13 protein-coding genes and 1 pseudogene are annotated in these 14,537 nt (G+C 69.2%); 7 read left to right on the top strand and 7 right to left on the bottom strand.

Features of this window, described 5'->3' with window-relative positions; translation table 11 throughout:
• Position 1 precedes the first annotated feature (1 nt).
• Positions 2 to 295 (top strand): hypothetical protein, encoded by a 294-nt coding sequence (locus BLU84_RS04150; protein WP_074863152.1) that lies wholly within the window; start codon positions 2 to 4, stop codon positions 293 to 295.
• A gap of 146 nt (positions 296 to 441) precedes the next feature.
• Here BLU84_RS04150 and BLU84_RS04145 read toward each other — a convergent pair whose 3' ends face one another.
• The gene (locus BLU84_RS04145; RefSeq protein ID WP_074863150.1) at positions 442 to 1,182 is read right to left on the bottom strand and encodes a helix-turn-helix domain-containing protein; all 741 of its coding nucleotides are present in this window, start codon (positions 1,180 to 1,182) and stop codon (positions 442 to 444) included.
• A gap of 113 nt (positions 1,183 to 1,295) precedes the next feature.
• Here BLU84_RS04145 and BLU84_RS04140 point away from each other — a divergent pair, with 113 nt between their 5' ends.
• Both BLU84_RS04140 and BLU84_RS04135 read left to right on the top strand, forming a co-directional pair.
• Positions 1,296 to 1,727, top strand: a complete 432-nt coding sequence (locus BLU84_RS04140; RefSeq protein WP_139174616.1) for a hypothetical protein — start codon at positions 1,296 to 1,298, stop codon at positions 1,725 to 1,727.
• Between the two features lie 103 nt (positions 1,728 to 1,830).
• Entirely contained in the window at positions 1,831 to 2,640 is an 810-nt protein-coding gene (locus BLU84_RS04135; RefSeq protein WP_170849082.1) for a DUF2145 domain-containing protein, read from the top strand.
• Positions 2,641 to 2,799: 159 nt separating this feature from the next.
• On the opposite strand, the gene BLU84_RS04130 is transcribed toward BLU84_RS04135, so the two are convergent.
• The 4 genes and pseudogenes from BLU84_RS04130 to BLU84_RS04115 form a co-directional block, all read right to left on the bottom strand.
• Entirely contained in the window at positions 2,800 to 3,888 is a 1,089-nt protein-coding gene (locus BLU84_RS04130) for a hypothetical protein (protein WP_074863145.1), read from the bottom strand.
• 336 nt (positions 3,889 to 4,224) lie between these two features.
• Entirely contained in the window at positions 4,225 to 4,494 is a 270-nt protein-coding gene (locus BLU84_RS04125; protein ID WP_074863143.1) for an acylphosphatase, read from the bottom strand.
• Positions 4,495 to 4,565: 71 nt separating this feature from the next.
• Positions 4,566 to 5,159 (bottom strand): annotated as a pseudogene (locus tag BLU84_RS04120) (TlpA family protein disulfide reductase); the annotation flags it as partial.
• Entirely contained in the window at positions 5,156 to 6,427 is a 1,272-nt protein-coding gene (locus BLU84_RS04115) for a YihY family inner membrane protein (protein WP_074863139.1), read from the bottom strand. The gene BLU84_RS04115 and the pseudogene BLU84_RS04120, both read right to left, overlap by 4 nt.
• 202 nt (positions 6,428 to 6,629) lie before the next feature.
• Here BLU84_RS04115 and wrbA point away from each other — a divergent pair, with 202 nt between their 5' ends.
• From wrbA to BLU84_RS04095, 4 genes are all read left to right on the top strand, one after another.
• Positions 6,630 to 7,223, top strand: a complete 594-nt coding sequence (wrbA, locus tag BLU84_RS04110) for an NAD(P)H:quinone oxidoreductase (protein ID WP_074863137.1) — start codon at positions 6,630 to 6,632, stop codon at positions 7,221 to 7,223.
• Positions 7,220 to 7,639: a DUF2069 domain-containing protein gene (locus BLU84_RS04105; RefSeq protein ID WP_425479307.1), complete on the top strand. Its 420-nt coding sequence runs from the start codon at positions 7,220 to 7,222 to the stop codon at positions 7,637 to 7,639. The genes wrbA and BLU84_RS04105 overlap by 4 nt, the downstream gene beginning before the upstream one ends.
• Before the next feature lie 161 nt (positions 7,640 to 7,800).
• Complete coding sequence (locus BLU84_RS04100) at positions 7,801 to 8,286, top strand: asparaginase domain-containing protein (RefSeq protein ID WP_074863135.1); 486 nt, start codon at positions 7,801 to 7,803, stop codon at positions 8,284 to 8,286.
• A gap of 333 nt (positions 8,287 to 8,619) precedes the next feature.
• Positions 8,620 to 9,300 (top strand): hypothetical protein, encoded by a 681-nt coding sequence (locus tag BLU84_RS04095; RefSeq protein WP_139174614.1) that lies wholly within the window; start codon positions 8,620 to 8,622, stop codon positions 9,298 to 9,300.
• A gap of 122 nt (positions 9,301 to 9,422) precedes the next feature.
• Here the strand turns inward: BLU84_RS04095 and BLU84_RS04090 are convergent, their stop codons facing one another.
• Together BLU84_RS04090 and BLU84_RS04085 are read right to left on the bottom strand one after the other, a co-directional pair.
• On the bottom strand, positions 9,423 to 11,099 hold the full coding sequence (locus BLU84_RS04090; RefSeq protein ID WP_170849081.1) for a M20/M25/M40 family metallo-hydrolase: 1,677 nt from the start codon (positions 11,097 to 11,099) through the stop codon (positions 9,423 to 9,425).
• A 1,024-nt stretch (positions 11,100 to 12,123) separates the two neighbouring features.
• Entirely contained in the window at positions 12,124 to 14,406 is a 2,283-nt protein-coding gene (locus BLU84_RS04085) for a M14 family zinc carboxypeptidase (RefSeq protein WP_074863129.1), read from the bottom strand.
• Positions 14,407 to 14,537: the final 131 nt, after the last annotated feature.

The raw sequence follows: 14,537 nt of genomic DNA, 5'->3' as shown, positions 1-14,537 counted from the left end.
CATGGACCGCGAACAAGCCGAACGCACCAGCCTGCTGCTGGCCGGCATGAACGCCACCCTCGACCGGCACCTGCTGCAATTGCAGGCGCAGCTATCGCACGACGAGTTCCGCGCCTTGTGCGCGGACTTCGGCCGGATCATGGGCGAAATGCTGAGCGTGACCGCCCCGCTCTACCGCCAGTTCCCGCAGCTCGAACCCGAAGAACTCGGCGGCCCCTACCGGATGGAATTCGTCGAAGTCCCCGAGGCCCTGTTCGCGCGCAAGGCGATCCCGCCGAGCGCCGAGTTCGATTGACGCGAAAATCGGTCGCTACCTGTAGGAGCGGCGCAAGCCGCGACCGCGACAACGCACCCGCGGCGCAAGTTTCGGCGTAGTTGGGTTGTCGCGGTCGCGGCTCGCGCCGCTCCTACAAAAAGCGCCATCCACCGCAAACCTACCGCTCAACCCTGCGAACGCCGATACGGCTGGAACAACTGCAACAGCCACGGCTTCTGCGCCAGCACCAGACTCACCCCCACCCGCTCCTGCGCGCTCAGCGCCGCGTCGCGCGCCAGCAGCGCGTCGAATTCGCGCGCCACCTCGCCCAGGCGCTGCTTGAGCTGGCCGATGCCGGCCGGGCTCAGCGCGCCGCTGAGCAGCAGCAGCACGTCCTGCTCGCCGTCGAAGGGGTCGGCGAAGTAGTCGTGCAGCAGCTTGAGCCGGAAATAGCGCTCCATCGGGCCGTCGGCGCGCCAGCGGAAATTGCGCGCGGTCAGCGGGCGGCCGCGGTTGCCGGGCATCAGCTCGATGATGCCGAGCCGGTCCAGCCGCACCAGCAGCCCGGTCCAGCGCGCGTCGTCGAAGTTGAAGTGGCCCTGCACGTCGGACTGCTTCCAGCGGTTCAAGGTCAGGAACAACGCCAGCAGCAGCGCCGGTTCGTCGACTAGGGCCTGCTCCTGCGCCTCGCTGAGCGTGGCCATCGGCGCGCGCCCGCGCCCGGCTTCGGCGCTGAGCTCGGCCAGGCCGATGTCGAGCACATCGCAGATCTCCTCCAGCCGCGCCAGGCTCATCGCCCGCCGCGAGAACATGCGCTTGACCGCTGCCTCGCTGAGCTTGAGCCGGCCGGCGAGGTCGCGATAAGTGAGGTCCTGGGCACGCAAAAAGCGCTTCAGGGCGTCGACGAGTTCGAGGGAAAGAGCCATGGGTAGCAAAATACGCTACCTCGCAGGGAAAGCCGAGCCACCTTGGCGATGAGCGTTGCCAGCTCCGCGCCCACCACCGAAGTTGGGCCTCGGATCGAAACGAGGTGGCACCGATGCCAGGGATTGCCGAACGCCTGCTCCCCTTTGCGATGGCCTGCGCCGTCGCCACCGCCGCACTGCCGGCGCACGCGGCCGTGCAATCCGACGGCGCCAGCCGGCAATCGGCGACCAGCCTGGACGCCTCGGTCGAAGTGCCGGTGGCCGCCGCCCATGCGCTGTCGGAAGGCGCCAAATTTTCGGTCACCGCGATCGAGGCCAGCGGCAACGCGGTCGCGGTGACGGTGTCCGCGGTCGGCGCGGGCGCCTCGCTGGTGGTCAAGCTCTCGGCCGAACAGGCGCGCACGCTGGGCTTGTCGGTCGGCGCCTCGGTGGTGATCACCGCGGTCGCCGCCGGCTGGCTGATCAGCGACGCCGCCGGCCACGTGTTCTGTTTCGTCCCCGACGAGCGCGCACGCCGCCACCTGCACAGCCGCAGGTTGAGCTGAGGTGGAAAGGGTTCCGGGAAGGTTGGGCAGGGAGCGGGACCCGGCGCAGGGATCGCGCCGGCGCAACACCGCCCCGGCATCGCGCGCGCACGGCAGGATGCTGATGGCCGCGACGATGCTGGCGGCGACGCTGGTCTTGCTGCCCGCGCAAGGACGCGCGGGCACCGGCTGCGGCAGCGAACCGCTGGCGCCGCGCAAGCTCGCCGACGCCGCCCAGACCGCGCTGACCGTGGCCGACGCGCTCGACCGCCGCGACGCGCCGCTGGCGCTGGTGGCGCGGGTCGGCACCGACCTGTCGGCGCAGGGCCTGGTCTACAGCCACGTCGGTTTCGTCGTGCGCGACCACCCGGCCGGCCGCTGGACCGCGGTGCACCTGCTCAACGAATGCGGCAGCGACCGCTCCAATCTCTACAGCCAGGGCCTGGTCAATTTCTTCGCCGACGACCTGGTCAAGCAGGACGCGCGCATCGTCTGGCTCGAACCCGAACTGGCGCAGCGCCTGGCCGAGCGCCTGCGCGCGCTGCCGCAAACCGCGCTGCACCAACCGCACTACAACCTGATCGCGCGCCCCGGCAGCGCCGAGTATCAGAACTCGACCGCGTGGGTGCTGGAAACCGTGGGCGCCGCGCTGTCGCCGACGCCAGCGCCGAATCGCGGCGCCGCGTTCGCGGCCGTGCAGCGCGACGGCTTTCGCGCCGACCGCGTGCATATCCCCTACTCCAAGCGCGTGCTCGGCGGTTTGTTCAGCGCCAATGTCGCCTTCACCGATCACCCCATCGCGACCCGGCTCGGCGGCGAGTATCCGGTGGTGACGGTGCGTTCGATCGTCGACTATCTCGAGCGCAGCGGCCACGTGCAGGCGCAGCAGGAATGGCGCAACGGGCGGGCGATGACGGCGCTGGGCGCGCTGTAACCCGCATCGGCGCGCTGTGGCTCTTTGTAGGAGCGGCGCGAGCCGCGACCGCGACAATCCAACTGCGCCGAAACTTGCGCGGCAGTTGCGTTGTCGCAGTCGCGGCTTGCGCCGCTCCTACAGGTAGCTACCGGTTTTCGCGGCGAACGGCTTGTGCGCTCAGAACACGAAGTCGACCACGCCCTCGACGAAGTCGCCGGCCTTGTCGGCGCCGGCGCTGAGGCCGTCGCCGATGGTGTCGGTGACGTCGCGCACCACGCCGCCGCCGGGGATGCCGGCCCAGTCCAGCGCGTCGCCGGCCCAGCCGCCCCACTGGTCGATGGTCTCGTTGGCCAGTTCGCCGCCGCTGTCGATCAGCACGTCGGTGAAGTTGCCCGGGTCGGCGGCGATGGTCAGCAGCATCTGGCCCCAGCCCTTGATCAGATCCGGGCTCACCGCCGAGGTGCCGATGCCGGTGTAGCCCTGGTCGCCGTTGAACTGGCCGTAGATTTCGCGATGGGCGTTTTCCCAGGCGTTGTGCTGGCCGCCCGAGACCGAGGCCAGTTCCTGGATGTCGCCGACCAGCGGGGTGCTGGCCTGGAAGCTGGCGTCCTGGGTCAGGGTGGTGCCGTTGCAGCTTTCGGTGAAGGTGAAGGTCTGGGTGCCGCGCAGGACGTGGCCGTCGAGGGTGTTGATGGTGATGGCGTGGTTGTCCGCGTCGAGGCGGATCTCCACCGGCAGCCAGGTCGGCGGCGGGCCGCCGGTTTCCAGCATGTAGCGGCCGCCGTCTTCCAGGCGCTGCGCCGGCGGGCGGATTTCCATGCCGCCGGCGCCGAAGACCTCTTCGGGGTTCTGCACGAAGTGATCGTAGGCTTCCTGCGGCGTAGCGTTGGGGATATCGCTTTGATAGACCGCGCGGGTGACTTCGCGGCCGACCTCGCCGATCGGCGGATTCGGCTGCAGGCCCTGCAGGATGCTGCTGACGTCGCCGTCGCTGGGGTAACGCGGCGTGCCCGGCGTATGCCCGGTCAGGTAGCTGGCGAAGCCGCGCGTGGCCAGCGCCAGCAGCGCGTCGCGCTGGTGTTCCTGCTGATCGTGGCTGCCGCCGACGGCGAGGTCGGGGTCGGGGCCCTGCACGCCGATCTCGAACTGATTGGGGCCGGAATCGGCCTTGACCGGGTTGAGCCCCGGCGCGCGCGGATCGGCCGGCGGCGGCGCCGGCGTGCAGACGGGGAAGTTGGCGGGACGGTAGGCGTCGACGGGCAGCATGGGGAACTCCTTGCGCGGGGGCCGTGCCATTGCACTCCCGCGCCGCGCCCACGCCAATCCGGGGCGGCCCGAGCTAGGGGCGGCCCTAGGCCGCGGATGCTTGAGGTGTTGTGTAGGGGCGGCGCGAGCCGCGACCAACCGAAGCCACGCCCGAAAGCGAATCCCCCCGAAGCCCGCACCCCACAAGCAGCGCTTTTTGTAGGAGCGGCGCGAGCCGCGACCGCGACAACGCGGCTACGCCGCAAGGTTCGTCGTGGTTGCGTTGTCGCGGTCGCGGCTTGCGCCGCTCCTACATGAAGCCCAACTTTTCGCAGGTGGAGCGCCTCAGGCAGCCATTCAGCCGCAGACGAAACCGTCGCCGGCCTCGGCCTCTGCGGCCGGCTCGCGTTCGAGCCGATCCACGCGCGCGTTCGCCGTGCCGTGACCCAGCCATTGGGCGAGGCGCTCGATGGCCGAGTCCTCGCCGACCGCCAGCACTTCCACCCGGCCATCGCGCAGATTGTTGGCGTAGCCGCGCAAGTCCAGCGCCACGGCCTGTTCGCGCGCGCCGGCACGGAACCACACGCCCTGCACCTTACCGCTGACGTAGAAGCGCGTGGCGGCCATCAGGTGTGGCCGGCGCTCGCGCCGCCCTTGCCCGCTTCGGCCGGCGCAGCTTTCTCGCCCGGCTTCGGCCCGCCCGCCTTGGCGATCGCGTCCTCGAGCTTCTTCGCGTCGACCGGGCCGAGGAATTTCTCCGCGACCTTGCCGTCCGGCCCGATCAGATACGTCATCGGCAGCCCCTTGGGCGTGTCGAACGACTTGGGCGGATCGGTCACATCGACCACGGCGATGGGATACGACACCGGGTGCTTCTTGAGGAAGGCCTCCATGTCGGCCTTGTCGATCTCCTCGTAGGCCAGGCCGATCACTTCGATGTGTTCGCGCATCGCGTCCAGCGCCGACAGCTCGGGCATTTCCTTGATGCACGGCGCGCACCAGGTGGCCCAGAAATTCACCACCACCCACTTGCCGCGGTGCTCGGCCAGGTCGTAGGTCTTGCCGTCGAGGATGGCGATGCGCAGTTCCGGCGTGTCGCTGGCGGCGGCCGGCGGCGCGGGCTCGGGCGTCTTGTCGCCGGCCGGCGCGGTCGCGGTGGGCGCCGTCGTCGCCGGCGGAGCCGCTGCATCCGGCGCGGGCGCCGGCTTCTGGCAGGCGGCCAGCGACAGCGCCGCGGTGAGGGCGAGCGCGGACAGCGGCAACGCGCGGACGGGAGCGGAGCTGGACTTCATGGGGCTTCCTCTTCGGCATGGATGCTGGACACGCGCCGTTTCATCAGCGCGCGCAGCGGTACGCGCAGTTCGTCCATCGCCGCCACCGCCGACTGGCCGAGCGAGTCGTCGCGGCAGGGCAGCATCGCTTCGGCGATGGGAATGCGCAGGTTGCAGGCTTCGTACAGGTCGCCCAGCGACAGTTCGTCCAGATCGCGCGCGAGCAGCCATTCGCCGCTCTCGGCGCGGCGCACCACGCTGATCTCGCCGAGCTGCTCGAGCATCTGCTGGACCAGCGAATCGGTCAGCATCGGCTCGAGCTGCTGGATGTCGTCGATGTGCAGCCCGCGCCCGCGCTTGCGCGCCTGCGCGAAACGCGCCAGCAGGCGCAGCAGGCCGTACATCTCGAAGCCCAGCGGCAGCCGCATCGAGGCCGGCTGGTAGCGGAAGGCGGCGATCGAGGACGCCAGCGAGGCGCCCAGCAGCACCGCGATCCAGCTCAGGTAGATCCACAGCAGGAAGATCGGCACGAACGCCAGGGTGCCGTAGATCTTCGAATACGAGCCGAAGCTGCCCAGGTACAGGCCGATGCCGCCCTTGATCAGCTCGAACAGCAGCATCGCCAGGAACGCGCCGGCCACCGCGTGGCGCCACTTCACCGTGCGGTGCGGCACGACCACGTAGATCGCGGCGAACGCCAGCCACTCCAGCGCCATCGGCGCGCCGCGCAGCAGCAGGCCTTCGAGCCAGCGGCCGGGCTGGGTGGCGAACACTTCCAGGGCGAAGAAGCGCGCCGAGATCGCCAGGCTGGCCGCGGCCAGCAGCGCACCCAGGGTCAGCACGGTCCAGTAGATCAGGAAGCGGCCGATGCGCGGGCGCGCCGAATGCACGCGCCAGATCCGGTTGAACGCCGCTTCCACGCCGTTGAGGGTGATCAGCAGCGACACCACCAGCGCGATCACGCCGGCGGCGGTGAGCTGGCCGGCGTTGGCCGAGAACTGCTTGAGGTAGGACTCCACCGAGCGCGCCGCCGAGGGCACGAAGTTGGAGAAGATGTAGTCGCTGAGCCGGTCGCTCCATTCGCCGAACATCGGGAACGCCGAGAGCACGCCGAACACCACCATCGACAGCGGCACCAGCGCGAACACCGTAGTGTAGGACAGCGCGCCGGCGGCCTGGAACAGGTTGTCGTCGAGGAAGCGGCGGGCGAGGAAACGGAAGAAGGTGTCCACGCGCGCGCGGTCGCGCACGCGGTCGCTCCAGCGATAGATCGAATCCAAAGGCTCCATCGGGCGCAGGGTAACCGATGGGGCGTTGGGGCGGCATGCAGGACGCCCTCATCCGCCCTTCGGGCACCTTCTCCCGCACGCGGGAGAAGGAACAGCAAGCCACCGCGCGCTGATAGCCCCTCTCCCGCCCGCGGGAGAGGGGTTGGGGTGAGGGCCGCGCCCCGCGCATTCCTCTATCCTTCCCCGCGCAAAGGAGAATCCGATGACCGAAGTGTTGGTGCTCTACTACAGCCGCGGCGGCTCCGTCGCCCGCCTGGCCCGCCAGATCGCGCGCGGCATCGGCGAGGTCGAGGGCGTCAGCGCGCGCCTGCGCACGGTGCCGCCGGTGGCCGCGATCACCCAGACCGCGGCGCCGCCGGTGCCCGAGGACGGCGCGCCCTACGTGGAGCCGCGCGACCTGGACGAATGCGCCGGCCTGGTGCTCGGCAGCCCGACCCGCTTCGGCAACATGGCCGCGCCGGTCAAGCACTGGCTCGACGGCCTGGGCGCGCAATGGGCCAGCGGCGCCCTGGTCGGCAAGCCGGCGGCGGTGTTCACCTCCACCGCGACCATGCACGGCGGCCAGGAATCGACCCTGCTGAGCATGATGGTGCCGCTGCTGCACCACGGCTGCGTGATCCTCGGCATTCCCTACACCGAACCGGCGCTGAGCCACACCCGCGGCGGCGGCACGCCTTACGGCGCCAGCCACGTCGCCGGCGCCCAGGACGACCCCACCCTCAGCGACGACGAGGCCGCGCTGGCGCGCGCGCTCGGCCGCCGGGTCGCGGCGCTGACCGCGAAGGTGAGCCGTTGAGCGGCGCCGGCTCCGCGCCCGGCGGCCCGCGCGAGGACGCGCCCGCAAGCTCGCCCGCCCCCACGCCCGCCGCGCCGCGGCCGCGCGCGCACTGGGTGCTGCTGGCCAGCCTGGTCGCCCTCTCCGCGCTGTTCGCGCTGTGGTACCTGCTGCCGGGCAAGCACTGGATCGCAGGGCTCAGCGTGTTCGTGCTGCCGCCGGCGCTGCTGGCCGCGGGCGTGGCCCTGCGCAGCCGGCTGGCGGCGTACTGGGCCGGGGTGCTGGCGCTGTTCTGGTTCTGCCACGGGGTCATGCTGGCCTGGTCGTCGCCGGACGAGCGGCTGTACGCCTGGATCGAGCTGATCCTGGCGCTGGCGGTGATCTTTTCGGCCAACCTGGCCGGGATGAAGGCGCGGCTCGGGCGCAAGCGGGGCTGAGGCCAGCCCTTGTGGGAGGGCCTTCAGGCCCGAGGCTTTGGTTCGGGCCACCGCTATCGGGCACAAAAGCATCGGGCCTGAAGGCGCTCCCACAAGGAACTCGCCGGCCGCGGGGTCCTATAATCGACGCCCCTCCTGCCCGAAGCCACACACCACCCGAGATGGACAAGCTCTGCATCGTCACCACCGGCGGCACGATCGACAAGATCTACTTCGACGACAAGTCGGACTACCAGATCGGCGAACCGCAGATCGGCCACATCCTCGAAGAGCTCGGCGTGGGCTTCCGCTACAGCGTCATTCCGATCATCCGCAAGGACTCGCTGCACATCACCCGCGAAGACCGCGAGCTGATCCGCGCCACCATCGCCGCCCAGGACGCGCGCCACGTGCTGGTCACCCACGGCACCGACAGCATGGTCGAGACCGCCAAGGTGCTGGCGACGATCGCCGACAAGACCATCGTGCTGACCGGCGCGCTGAACCCGGCGCGCTTTCGCGGCTCCGACGCCGAGTTCAACATCGGCACCGCGGTCGGCGCGGTGCAGTCGCTGCCGGCGGGCGTGTACATCGCCATGAACGGGCGGATCTGGGATCCGGCCAAGGTGCGCAAGAACGTCGAGGCCAACCGCTTCGAAGCGATCTGAGCGCGGCCGGCGGCGACTGCGCCGCAATGCAACATTGATGAAGCCCGGTCCGCGCGCGGATCGGGCTTCGTCGCTTTTACGGGCCGCGTATTCGTCCGCGCGCGTCGCCGCATCGCCACGCATGAGCCCGCAGCGGCAGCACGCGAATCGGCACCCCCAGTGCGCCCAGCCGCCCTCGCCGCCCGCGCGACGTGCGCCCCGCCCCGCTCGCCGCGTGACCGGGTTCGCTAACGCGGTCCGGTTTTCGATCCGCACCCGATGCGCAAAACGCCTTTGCGGCGCCGCCCGATCGATTAGGATCGGCGCTTCGTCCCATTGCAACGGTGATCCAAGATGCGTCGACCCGTTCCGGCTCTGACGGCTTCCGCCCTGGCGGCGTCCGCACTGGCGTTGTTGGTCCTGGCCGGTTGCCAGAAGCCCGCCGACCCCGCCGCGCACAGCGCCGCCGCGCCCGCCGACACCGGCAAGGCCCCCGCCGCCGGCGCCGCGTCGGACAATCCGCTGGAACCGCCGGAACGCCCGGTGCGCAGCGACGCGATCGGCTACGACGGCTTCAGCGGCGGCGCCGACGCCGGCAGCCCGGTCACCGCGCGCTTCGGCGCCGACGTCGCCAGCGTGCGCGGCGCCTGGGGCGGGGAAATGAAGGACAACAACGGCCAGCGCCCCGACGCCAAGTGCTTCCTGCTCTATCCGGTGCGCGGCGCGATCACCCACCAATACAGCTTCCTGATGGGCCAGGACGGCTTGGCCGGCATCGACGTCTACGACCCCAAGGCGCAGGCGCCCGGCGGCGGCCGCGTCGGCATGAGCATCGACGAGATCAACAAGGCCTACGCCGGCAAGATCAAGCAGGTGCCCAACCCGACCTTCGAAGGCGCCGCGTTCCTGGAAGTGCCCGCGCCCGACGGCAAAGACACCCAGCTGACCTTCGAGACCGACGCGCTGGGCAACGTCACCAACTGGCGCATCGCCCGCAAGAACGCGCTGGCGCACGAGGAAAGCTGCACGCGCTGAGCGCGGCCTGCGCGCCGGCGCGCGTCGCCGGCCGATGGCGCGCGCGCCGCGCCGCAAAAAGAAACCCCGGCCGAAGCCGGGGCGCGAACGTTTTCGCCAAGGCGGAAAGCGTTACTCAGGCATCAGAAGGTGATGCTCCACTTGTCGATGCGGCCGGTGTCGTTGGTGGCGTTGTCGTTGACCCGCAGCTTCCAGGTGCCGTTGAGCGGCTCGCTCGACAGGTTGAAGGTGAAGGTGCCGGTGAGGTTGTCGGCGCTGCCGCCGGCGTAGTTGCTGAGGTTGTAGAGCGAACCGTCCGGCGCGACCAGGTCGACCTTAATATCGCCGCGATAGGTGTGCAGGATGTTGACCGTCACCTGCGCGTTGCTCGGCGCGTTGCCGGTGCGGCCGGACACGCTGATCGGGCTTTCCACCGTGGCGTTGTCGTTGATCGCGTAGTCGGTGTCGTTGCTGTAGGTCTGGGTGCCCGGGCCCGGCCCGGGGCCGGTGCCGGCGGTCTTGCCCAGCTCGCCGAGGAAGGCCAGGCCGAGTTTGGCGAACGGCACGCTGTTGGTCGCCGAGTTGCCCATGTTGGCCAGCGTGTCCGAGGGCGAGTGGATGTACGGCGAGTAGCCGCCGCTGGAGGTGCCGCTCTCGAAGTAGATCGCTGCCGGGAAACCGGCCGAGGTCCACGAGGCATGGTCGGAGCAGCCGTAGCCGCAGGTGTAGCTGCCGAGCGTGCCGCCCAGGTAGGTCGCATGCAGATCGCGCAGGAACTGCTGCAGCGACGAGTTCGAGTAATCGGTGACCAGACGCACCGGGTTGGCGCCGCCGCTGCGGTAGTTGGTCATGTCCAGCTGCAGCACGCCGACCACGTTGACGCCGCGGTTCTGGAAGTCGGTGGCGATGGCCTTGGAGCCGCGCAGGCCCACTTCCTCGGCGGCGTAACCCATGAACTTGATCGTGCGCTTGGGCTTGTAACCGCTGGCCAGGGCCACGCGCAGCACTTCGGTCAGGGTCGCGATGCCCGAAGCGTCGTCGTCGGCGCCCGGCGCGTTCATCGCATCGCCGCTACCGCTGCTGGAGATCGAGTCCAGATGCGCGCCGAGCACCACCACCTCGTTGGGCAGCTCGCTACCCTGGATGGTGAGGATCGCCGAGGGTTGCGTCGAACAGGTGCTGCAACCGGTGAACAGTTCGGCGCTGACGTCGCTGCGGCCGTTGCCCAGAGCCAGCCAGGTGTCCTTGATCCAGGTCGCCGAGGTGCGGCCGTGGCTGGAGGAGTAGTAGCGGTTCGGGTACTGCGTCGACAGATGGCTGATGGTGCCGCGGATGTTGGCCTCGCTGACCTGGCTCAGCCACGGATTGACCGTGGCCTGGTTGTCGACGGTGTAGGTCGCGAACTTGGTGTCGATGGCCTCGCGGCTGCGGTCGGCCTTGACGAAGGCCTCGGCTTCCTGGCGGCTGTCGAAGGCGAAGTAGCCGCCGCAGCGCTTCTCGTTTTCGTGGACGTGGCGGATCAGGTCGGGCAGCTGGTGGGTCTTGAGTTCGGCGATCACCAGCGGCTTGCCGACGGCGTTGCTCAGGCCGGTGGAGTTCTTGGCCAGCGTTTTCGCGCCGGCGTCGAAAGTCTCGCGCGAGGTGACGATGTAGACCGGCTTGAACGGATCTTCGCCGGCGGCGAGCTCATGCGTGTGCGCCTGAGCTTGCGCCTGCGCATAAGCCGGCGCGAGCGCGGCGGCGAGCGCCAGCGCGAGCGTGGCGGCGGCAAGCGGGTGCGAACGGAATCGGGCGTGCGGGGAAGCGGATTGCGGATTCACGGAAAGCGCTCCTGGATCGGGCGCGCGCGGCGGATGCTCCGGCATCGGCGCGCGCACGCAGTGGACGGAAGCGGCGCGCGTGGCGCGCCGCGGGACTTGCTGCGCGTGAAAGCGCGGTCGAGCCGTACGGGGGAGAACGATCCGATGCGCCCGGGATTCGACGCTAAGCGCGGGGTGCGCGGCGGACAAGTGACAAGCGAAGCGAACGCACATTCGCGTTCGTGACTGGGATCATGCAACCGCGCAGTAAACGCTTACTGCGCGCGCGATTGCGTTTCGGCGACTGCGAAATCCCTTGATTTTCAGGGTTTCGACTATGGAAACAGTCTGCACTGCGAATGCCCTGGCTGCATTCGATGCGAGCGTTAGCGCGGCTGTGGGAGGGACTTCAGTCCTGATGCTGTTCGCTCCGGGGCGACGCGGCTGGCTGAGCGGAAAGCGTCGGGACTGAAGTCCCTCCTACAAAAGCCATGCCACATGAGAACCACCACAAAAGACCTCGAGCAAAGGCGGCCTTGTGGGAGGGACTTCAGTCCCGATGCTGTTCGCTCCGGGGCGACGCGGCTGGCTGAGCGGAAAGCGTCGGGACTGAAGTCCCTCCTACAAAAGCCATGCCACATGAGAACCACCACAAAAGACCTCGAGCAAAGGCGGCCTTGTGGGAGGGACTTCAGTCCCGACGCTGTTCGCTCCGGGGCTACGCAGCTGGCTGAGCGGAAAGCGTCGGGACTGAAGTCCCTCCTACAAAAGCCAGGCCACATGAGAACCACCACAAAAGACCTCGAGCAAAGGCGGCCTTGTGGGAGGGACTTCAGTCCCGACGCTGTTCGTTCCGGGGCTACGCAGCTGGCTGAGCGGAAAGCGTCGGGACTGAAGTCCCTCCTACAAAAGCTGTGTCACGGCCGCCGTGCCACTTGAACGCGCCTACAAAAGCTCTCGCGCAAACAAACGAAGCCCCGGCTGTCGGGCCGGGGCTTCGCGAAGCCGGTGCGCCACCTGCGCGCACCGGCGCTTCATCGCTCGCTCAGAAGGTGATGCTCCAGGCATCGATGCGCCCGGTGTCGCCGGTGGCGTTGTCGTTGACGCGCAGCTTCCAGGTGCCGTTGAGCGGCTCGCTCGACAGATCCTTGTTGAAGGTGCCGATGACGTTGTCGGCGCTGCCGCCGGTGCGGTTGTGGATGTTGTAGACGGTGCCGTCCGGCGCGACCAGGTCGACCTTCAGATCGCTCTTGTAGGTGTGGTAGATCGTCACCTGCACCGGCGTGCTGGCCGAGCCGTTGCCGCTGCGACCGGACACCGTGATCGGGCTTTCCACAGTCGCGTTGTCGCCGATCGCCACATCGACGTCGTTGCTGTAGGTCTGCGCCCCGCCGCTGCTGACCGTCACCGAACTGGTCTTGGTGTTGGTGGCGCCGCTGTTGTCGGTGACGGTCAGGGTGACGGTGTAGGTGCCCGCCGCGCTGTAGGTCTTGCTCGGGTTGGTCGCGGTGGACGTGGTGCCGTCGCCGAAGTTCCAGCTGCGCGAAGCGATGGTGCCGTCGCTGTCGCTGGAGGTGTCGGTGAAGCTGACGCTGAGCCCGCTGGCGGCGCTGGTGAAGTTCGCCACCGGCGGGTTGTTGCCGGGGCCGCCGCCGGTCACGGTGAAGCGCGCCGCGTTCGGCGTGCCCGGCTTGCCGGAGGCGTCGGTGCCCTGCACGTATACGGTGTGCACGCCCGCGGCCAGGCCGCTGGTGGAGATCGAACCGGTGACGTTCTCGTTGCTGCTGTTGAAGCTGCCGTCGCTGGCGCTCAACGCGATCGCCACCGCCCCGCTCGCCCACGGCGGCGTGTCGATGTAGGCGCGCGCCGAGGCGATGTTCTGCACCGCCTCGGTGCCGTTGCTCTGGTTGAACAGGCCGTCGTTGACGTTGGCGGTGACCGTCACCGGGGTTCCGGCCGGCACCGACGACGCCGACAGGCTCACCGCGGTGGTGTCCGGGCCGCTGGGCAGGGTGTACGGCGCCCACAGCGCGCGCGCGACGTAGCGCAGGGTCTTGAGGTTGTTCGGCAGCGTGGTGCCGGTGAAGCTGCTGCAGCTTTCGAAGAAGCTGCCGCCCAGCTCGATCGTATAGCCCGGCACGCCGAGCAGGCCGTACATGGTGTCGTCGGTGGTGCCGTCGGTGCCGTACAGCTCGTTGGACTGCTGCGGCCGGTAGCCGTTGAAATAGGCCATGCGCCGGCCGAAGGTCTGCAGCGCGTTGCGGTTCGGCGCCGGGTTGACGGTATCGCCCCACGACCACAGCACCAGATCCGCGGCGCTGTGGATGTCGATGAACACGCCCTGGTAGTCCTCGGGCGCCGGCGTGGAGACGTCGTCGCTGCGGCGGTCGGGGAAGATGCCGCCGGTGTAGACGCCGTTGCTGCCGCGGGTGCCGGCGACCAGGCGCATCAGGGCCTGGGTTTCCGGGTCCGAAGTCGGCGTCGGCCCGCGGTAGGTTTCCGCGCACTGGTTGCCGCTGGAGCCGCCGGAGACGGTGTTCCAGTGATACGGGAAGTTGCGGTTGAGGTCGGTGCCGAAGCTGCTGGCGCTGCAGCTGCCGCCGTTGCTGTTGTTGACGTTCTTGCGCCACGACGAGCCGGCCTCGGCCTTCTTGCGCCCGTCGGGGTTGGCGTTGAGCACCAACTGGAAGGCGAAGTTGTCGAGCAGCCAGGTCGCTTCGGCGTCGGTGCCGTAGCCGTTGACCAGGCCTTCGGCGAAACGGGTGACCAGTTCGGCCGGCGCGTACTCGCGCGCGTGGATCGAACCGAACAGCACCAGCGTGGGCTTGTTCGGCAGCGCCGCGTCGGTGGCCGAGTTGGTGATCTTGAACACCTTCAGGTCGTAGCCGGTGCCGGCGTTCTGGGTCTTCTGCCAGCTCGGGCCGATGACGCGCACGCTGGCCAGGTTCGGCTTGCTCGCGGCCAGCTGATCCATGGTCTGGTAGGTCTCTTCGACCGTGCGGAAGCAGGTGTAGCCGGGGATGCTCTTGGTCCCGTCGAGCGAAGACTTCAGCGCGCTCTGCAGGCGCTGGAACTGCGCGGTGGCGGCCTGGTCGACCTCGTACTTGAAGCCAGCCGCGCGCAAGGCGGCCAGGTCTTCGGGCATGGCCTCGACCTTCACCGTCTTGGCTTGACGGTCGACGATCAGATGCTGGAAGCGCGAGGCGATGCGTTGCAGCTGTTTGGGGTTTTCATACTGGGCGGTGACGAACACGGGCTGGTCGTCGGCGGCCGCGGCGCTGGCGGACAGGGCCAGCAACAGCGGCAGCGCGGCAGATTGGAAGCGCATTGGGAGACTCTCCATGGACCGGTGCGGTGTGGGCAGCGACGCGATGGCGTGCCGGAGTCATGCTTGGATGCGCCGCGTGCGCTGGCAAGCGCCGTGCGGCGCGCGAGTGCGGGGCTTTCGTGAAGCAGGTC

It is taken from the genome of Lysobacter enzymogenes, assembly GCF_900106525.1.
GTDB lineage: Bacteria > Pseudomonadota > Gammaproteobacteria > Xanthomonadales > Xanthomonadaceae > Lysobacter > Lysobacter enzymogenes.
The sequence above is the reverse complement of the archived record's forward strand: the minus strand, read 5'-3'. Positions and strand labels throughout refer to the sequence as shown.

Excerpts from the sequence above, each read along its gene's own strand:
- BLU84_RS04150 (WP_074863152.1), top strand. The coding sequence starts at position 2 with ATGGACCGCGAACAAGCCGAACGCACCAGCCTGCTGCTGGCCGGCATG.
- BLU84_RS04145 (WP_074863150.1), bottom strand. The coding sequence starts at position 1,182 with ATGGCTCTTTCCCTCGAACTCGTCGACGCCCTGAAGCGCTTTTTGCGT.
- BLU84_RS04140 (WP_139174616.1), top strand. The coding sequence starts at position 1,296 with ATGCCAGGGATTGCCGAACGCCTGCTCCCCTTTGCGATGGCCTGCGCC.
- BLU84_RS04135 (WP_170849082.1), top strand. The coding sequence starts at position 1,831 with ATGGCCGCGACGATGCTGGCGGCGACGCTGGTCTTGCTGCCCGCGCAA.
- BLU84_RS04130 (WP_074863145.1), bottom strand. The coding sequence starts at position 3,888 with ATGCTGCCCGTCGACGCCTACCGTCCCGCCAACTTCCCCGTCTGCACG.
- BLU84_RS04125 (WP_074863143.1), bottom strand. The coding sequence starts at position 4,494 with ATGGCCGCCACGCGCTTCTACGTCAGCGGTAAGGTGCAGGGCGTGTGG.
- BLU84_RS04115 (WP_074863139.1), bottom strand. The coding sequence starts at position 6,427 with ATGGAGCCTTTGGATTCGATCTATCGCTGGAGCGACCGCGTGCGCGAC.
- wrbA (WP_074863137.1), top strand. The coding sequence starts at position 6,630 with ATGACCGAAGTGTTGGTGCTCTACTACAGCCGCGGCGGCTCCGTCGCC.
- BLU84_RS04100 (WP_074863135.1), top strand. The coding sequence starts at position 7,801 with ATGGACAAGCTCTGCATCGTCACCACCGGCGGCACGATCGACAAGATC.
- BLU84_RS04095 (WP_139174614.1), top strand. The coding sequence starts at position 8,620 with ATGCGTCGACCCGTTCCGGCTCTGACGGCTTCCGCCCTGGCGGCGTCC.
- BLU84_RS04085 (WP_074863129.1), bottom strand. The coding sequence starts at position 14,406 with ATGCGCTTCCAATCTGCCGCGCTGCCGCTGTTGCTGGCCCTGTCCGCC.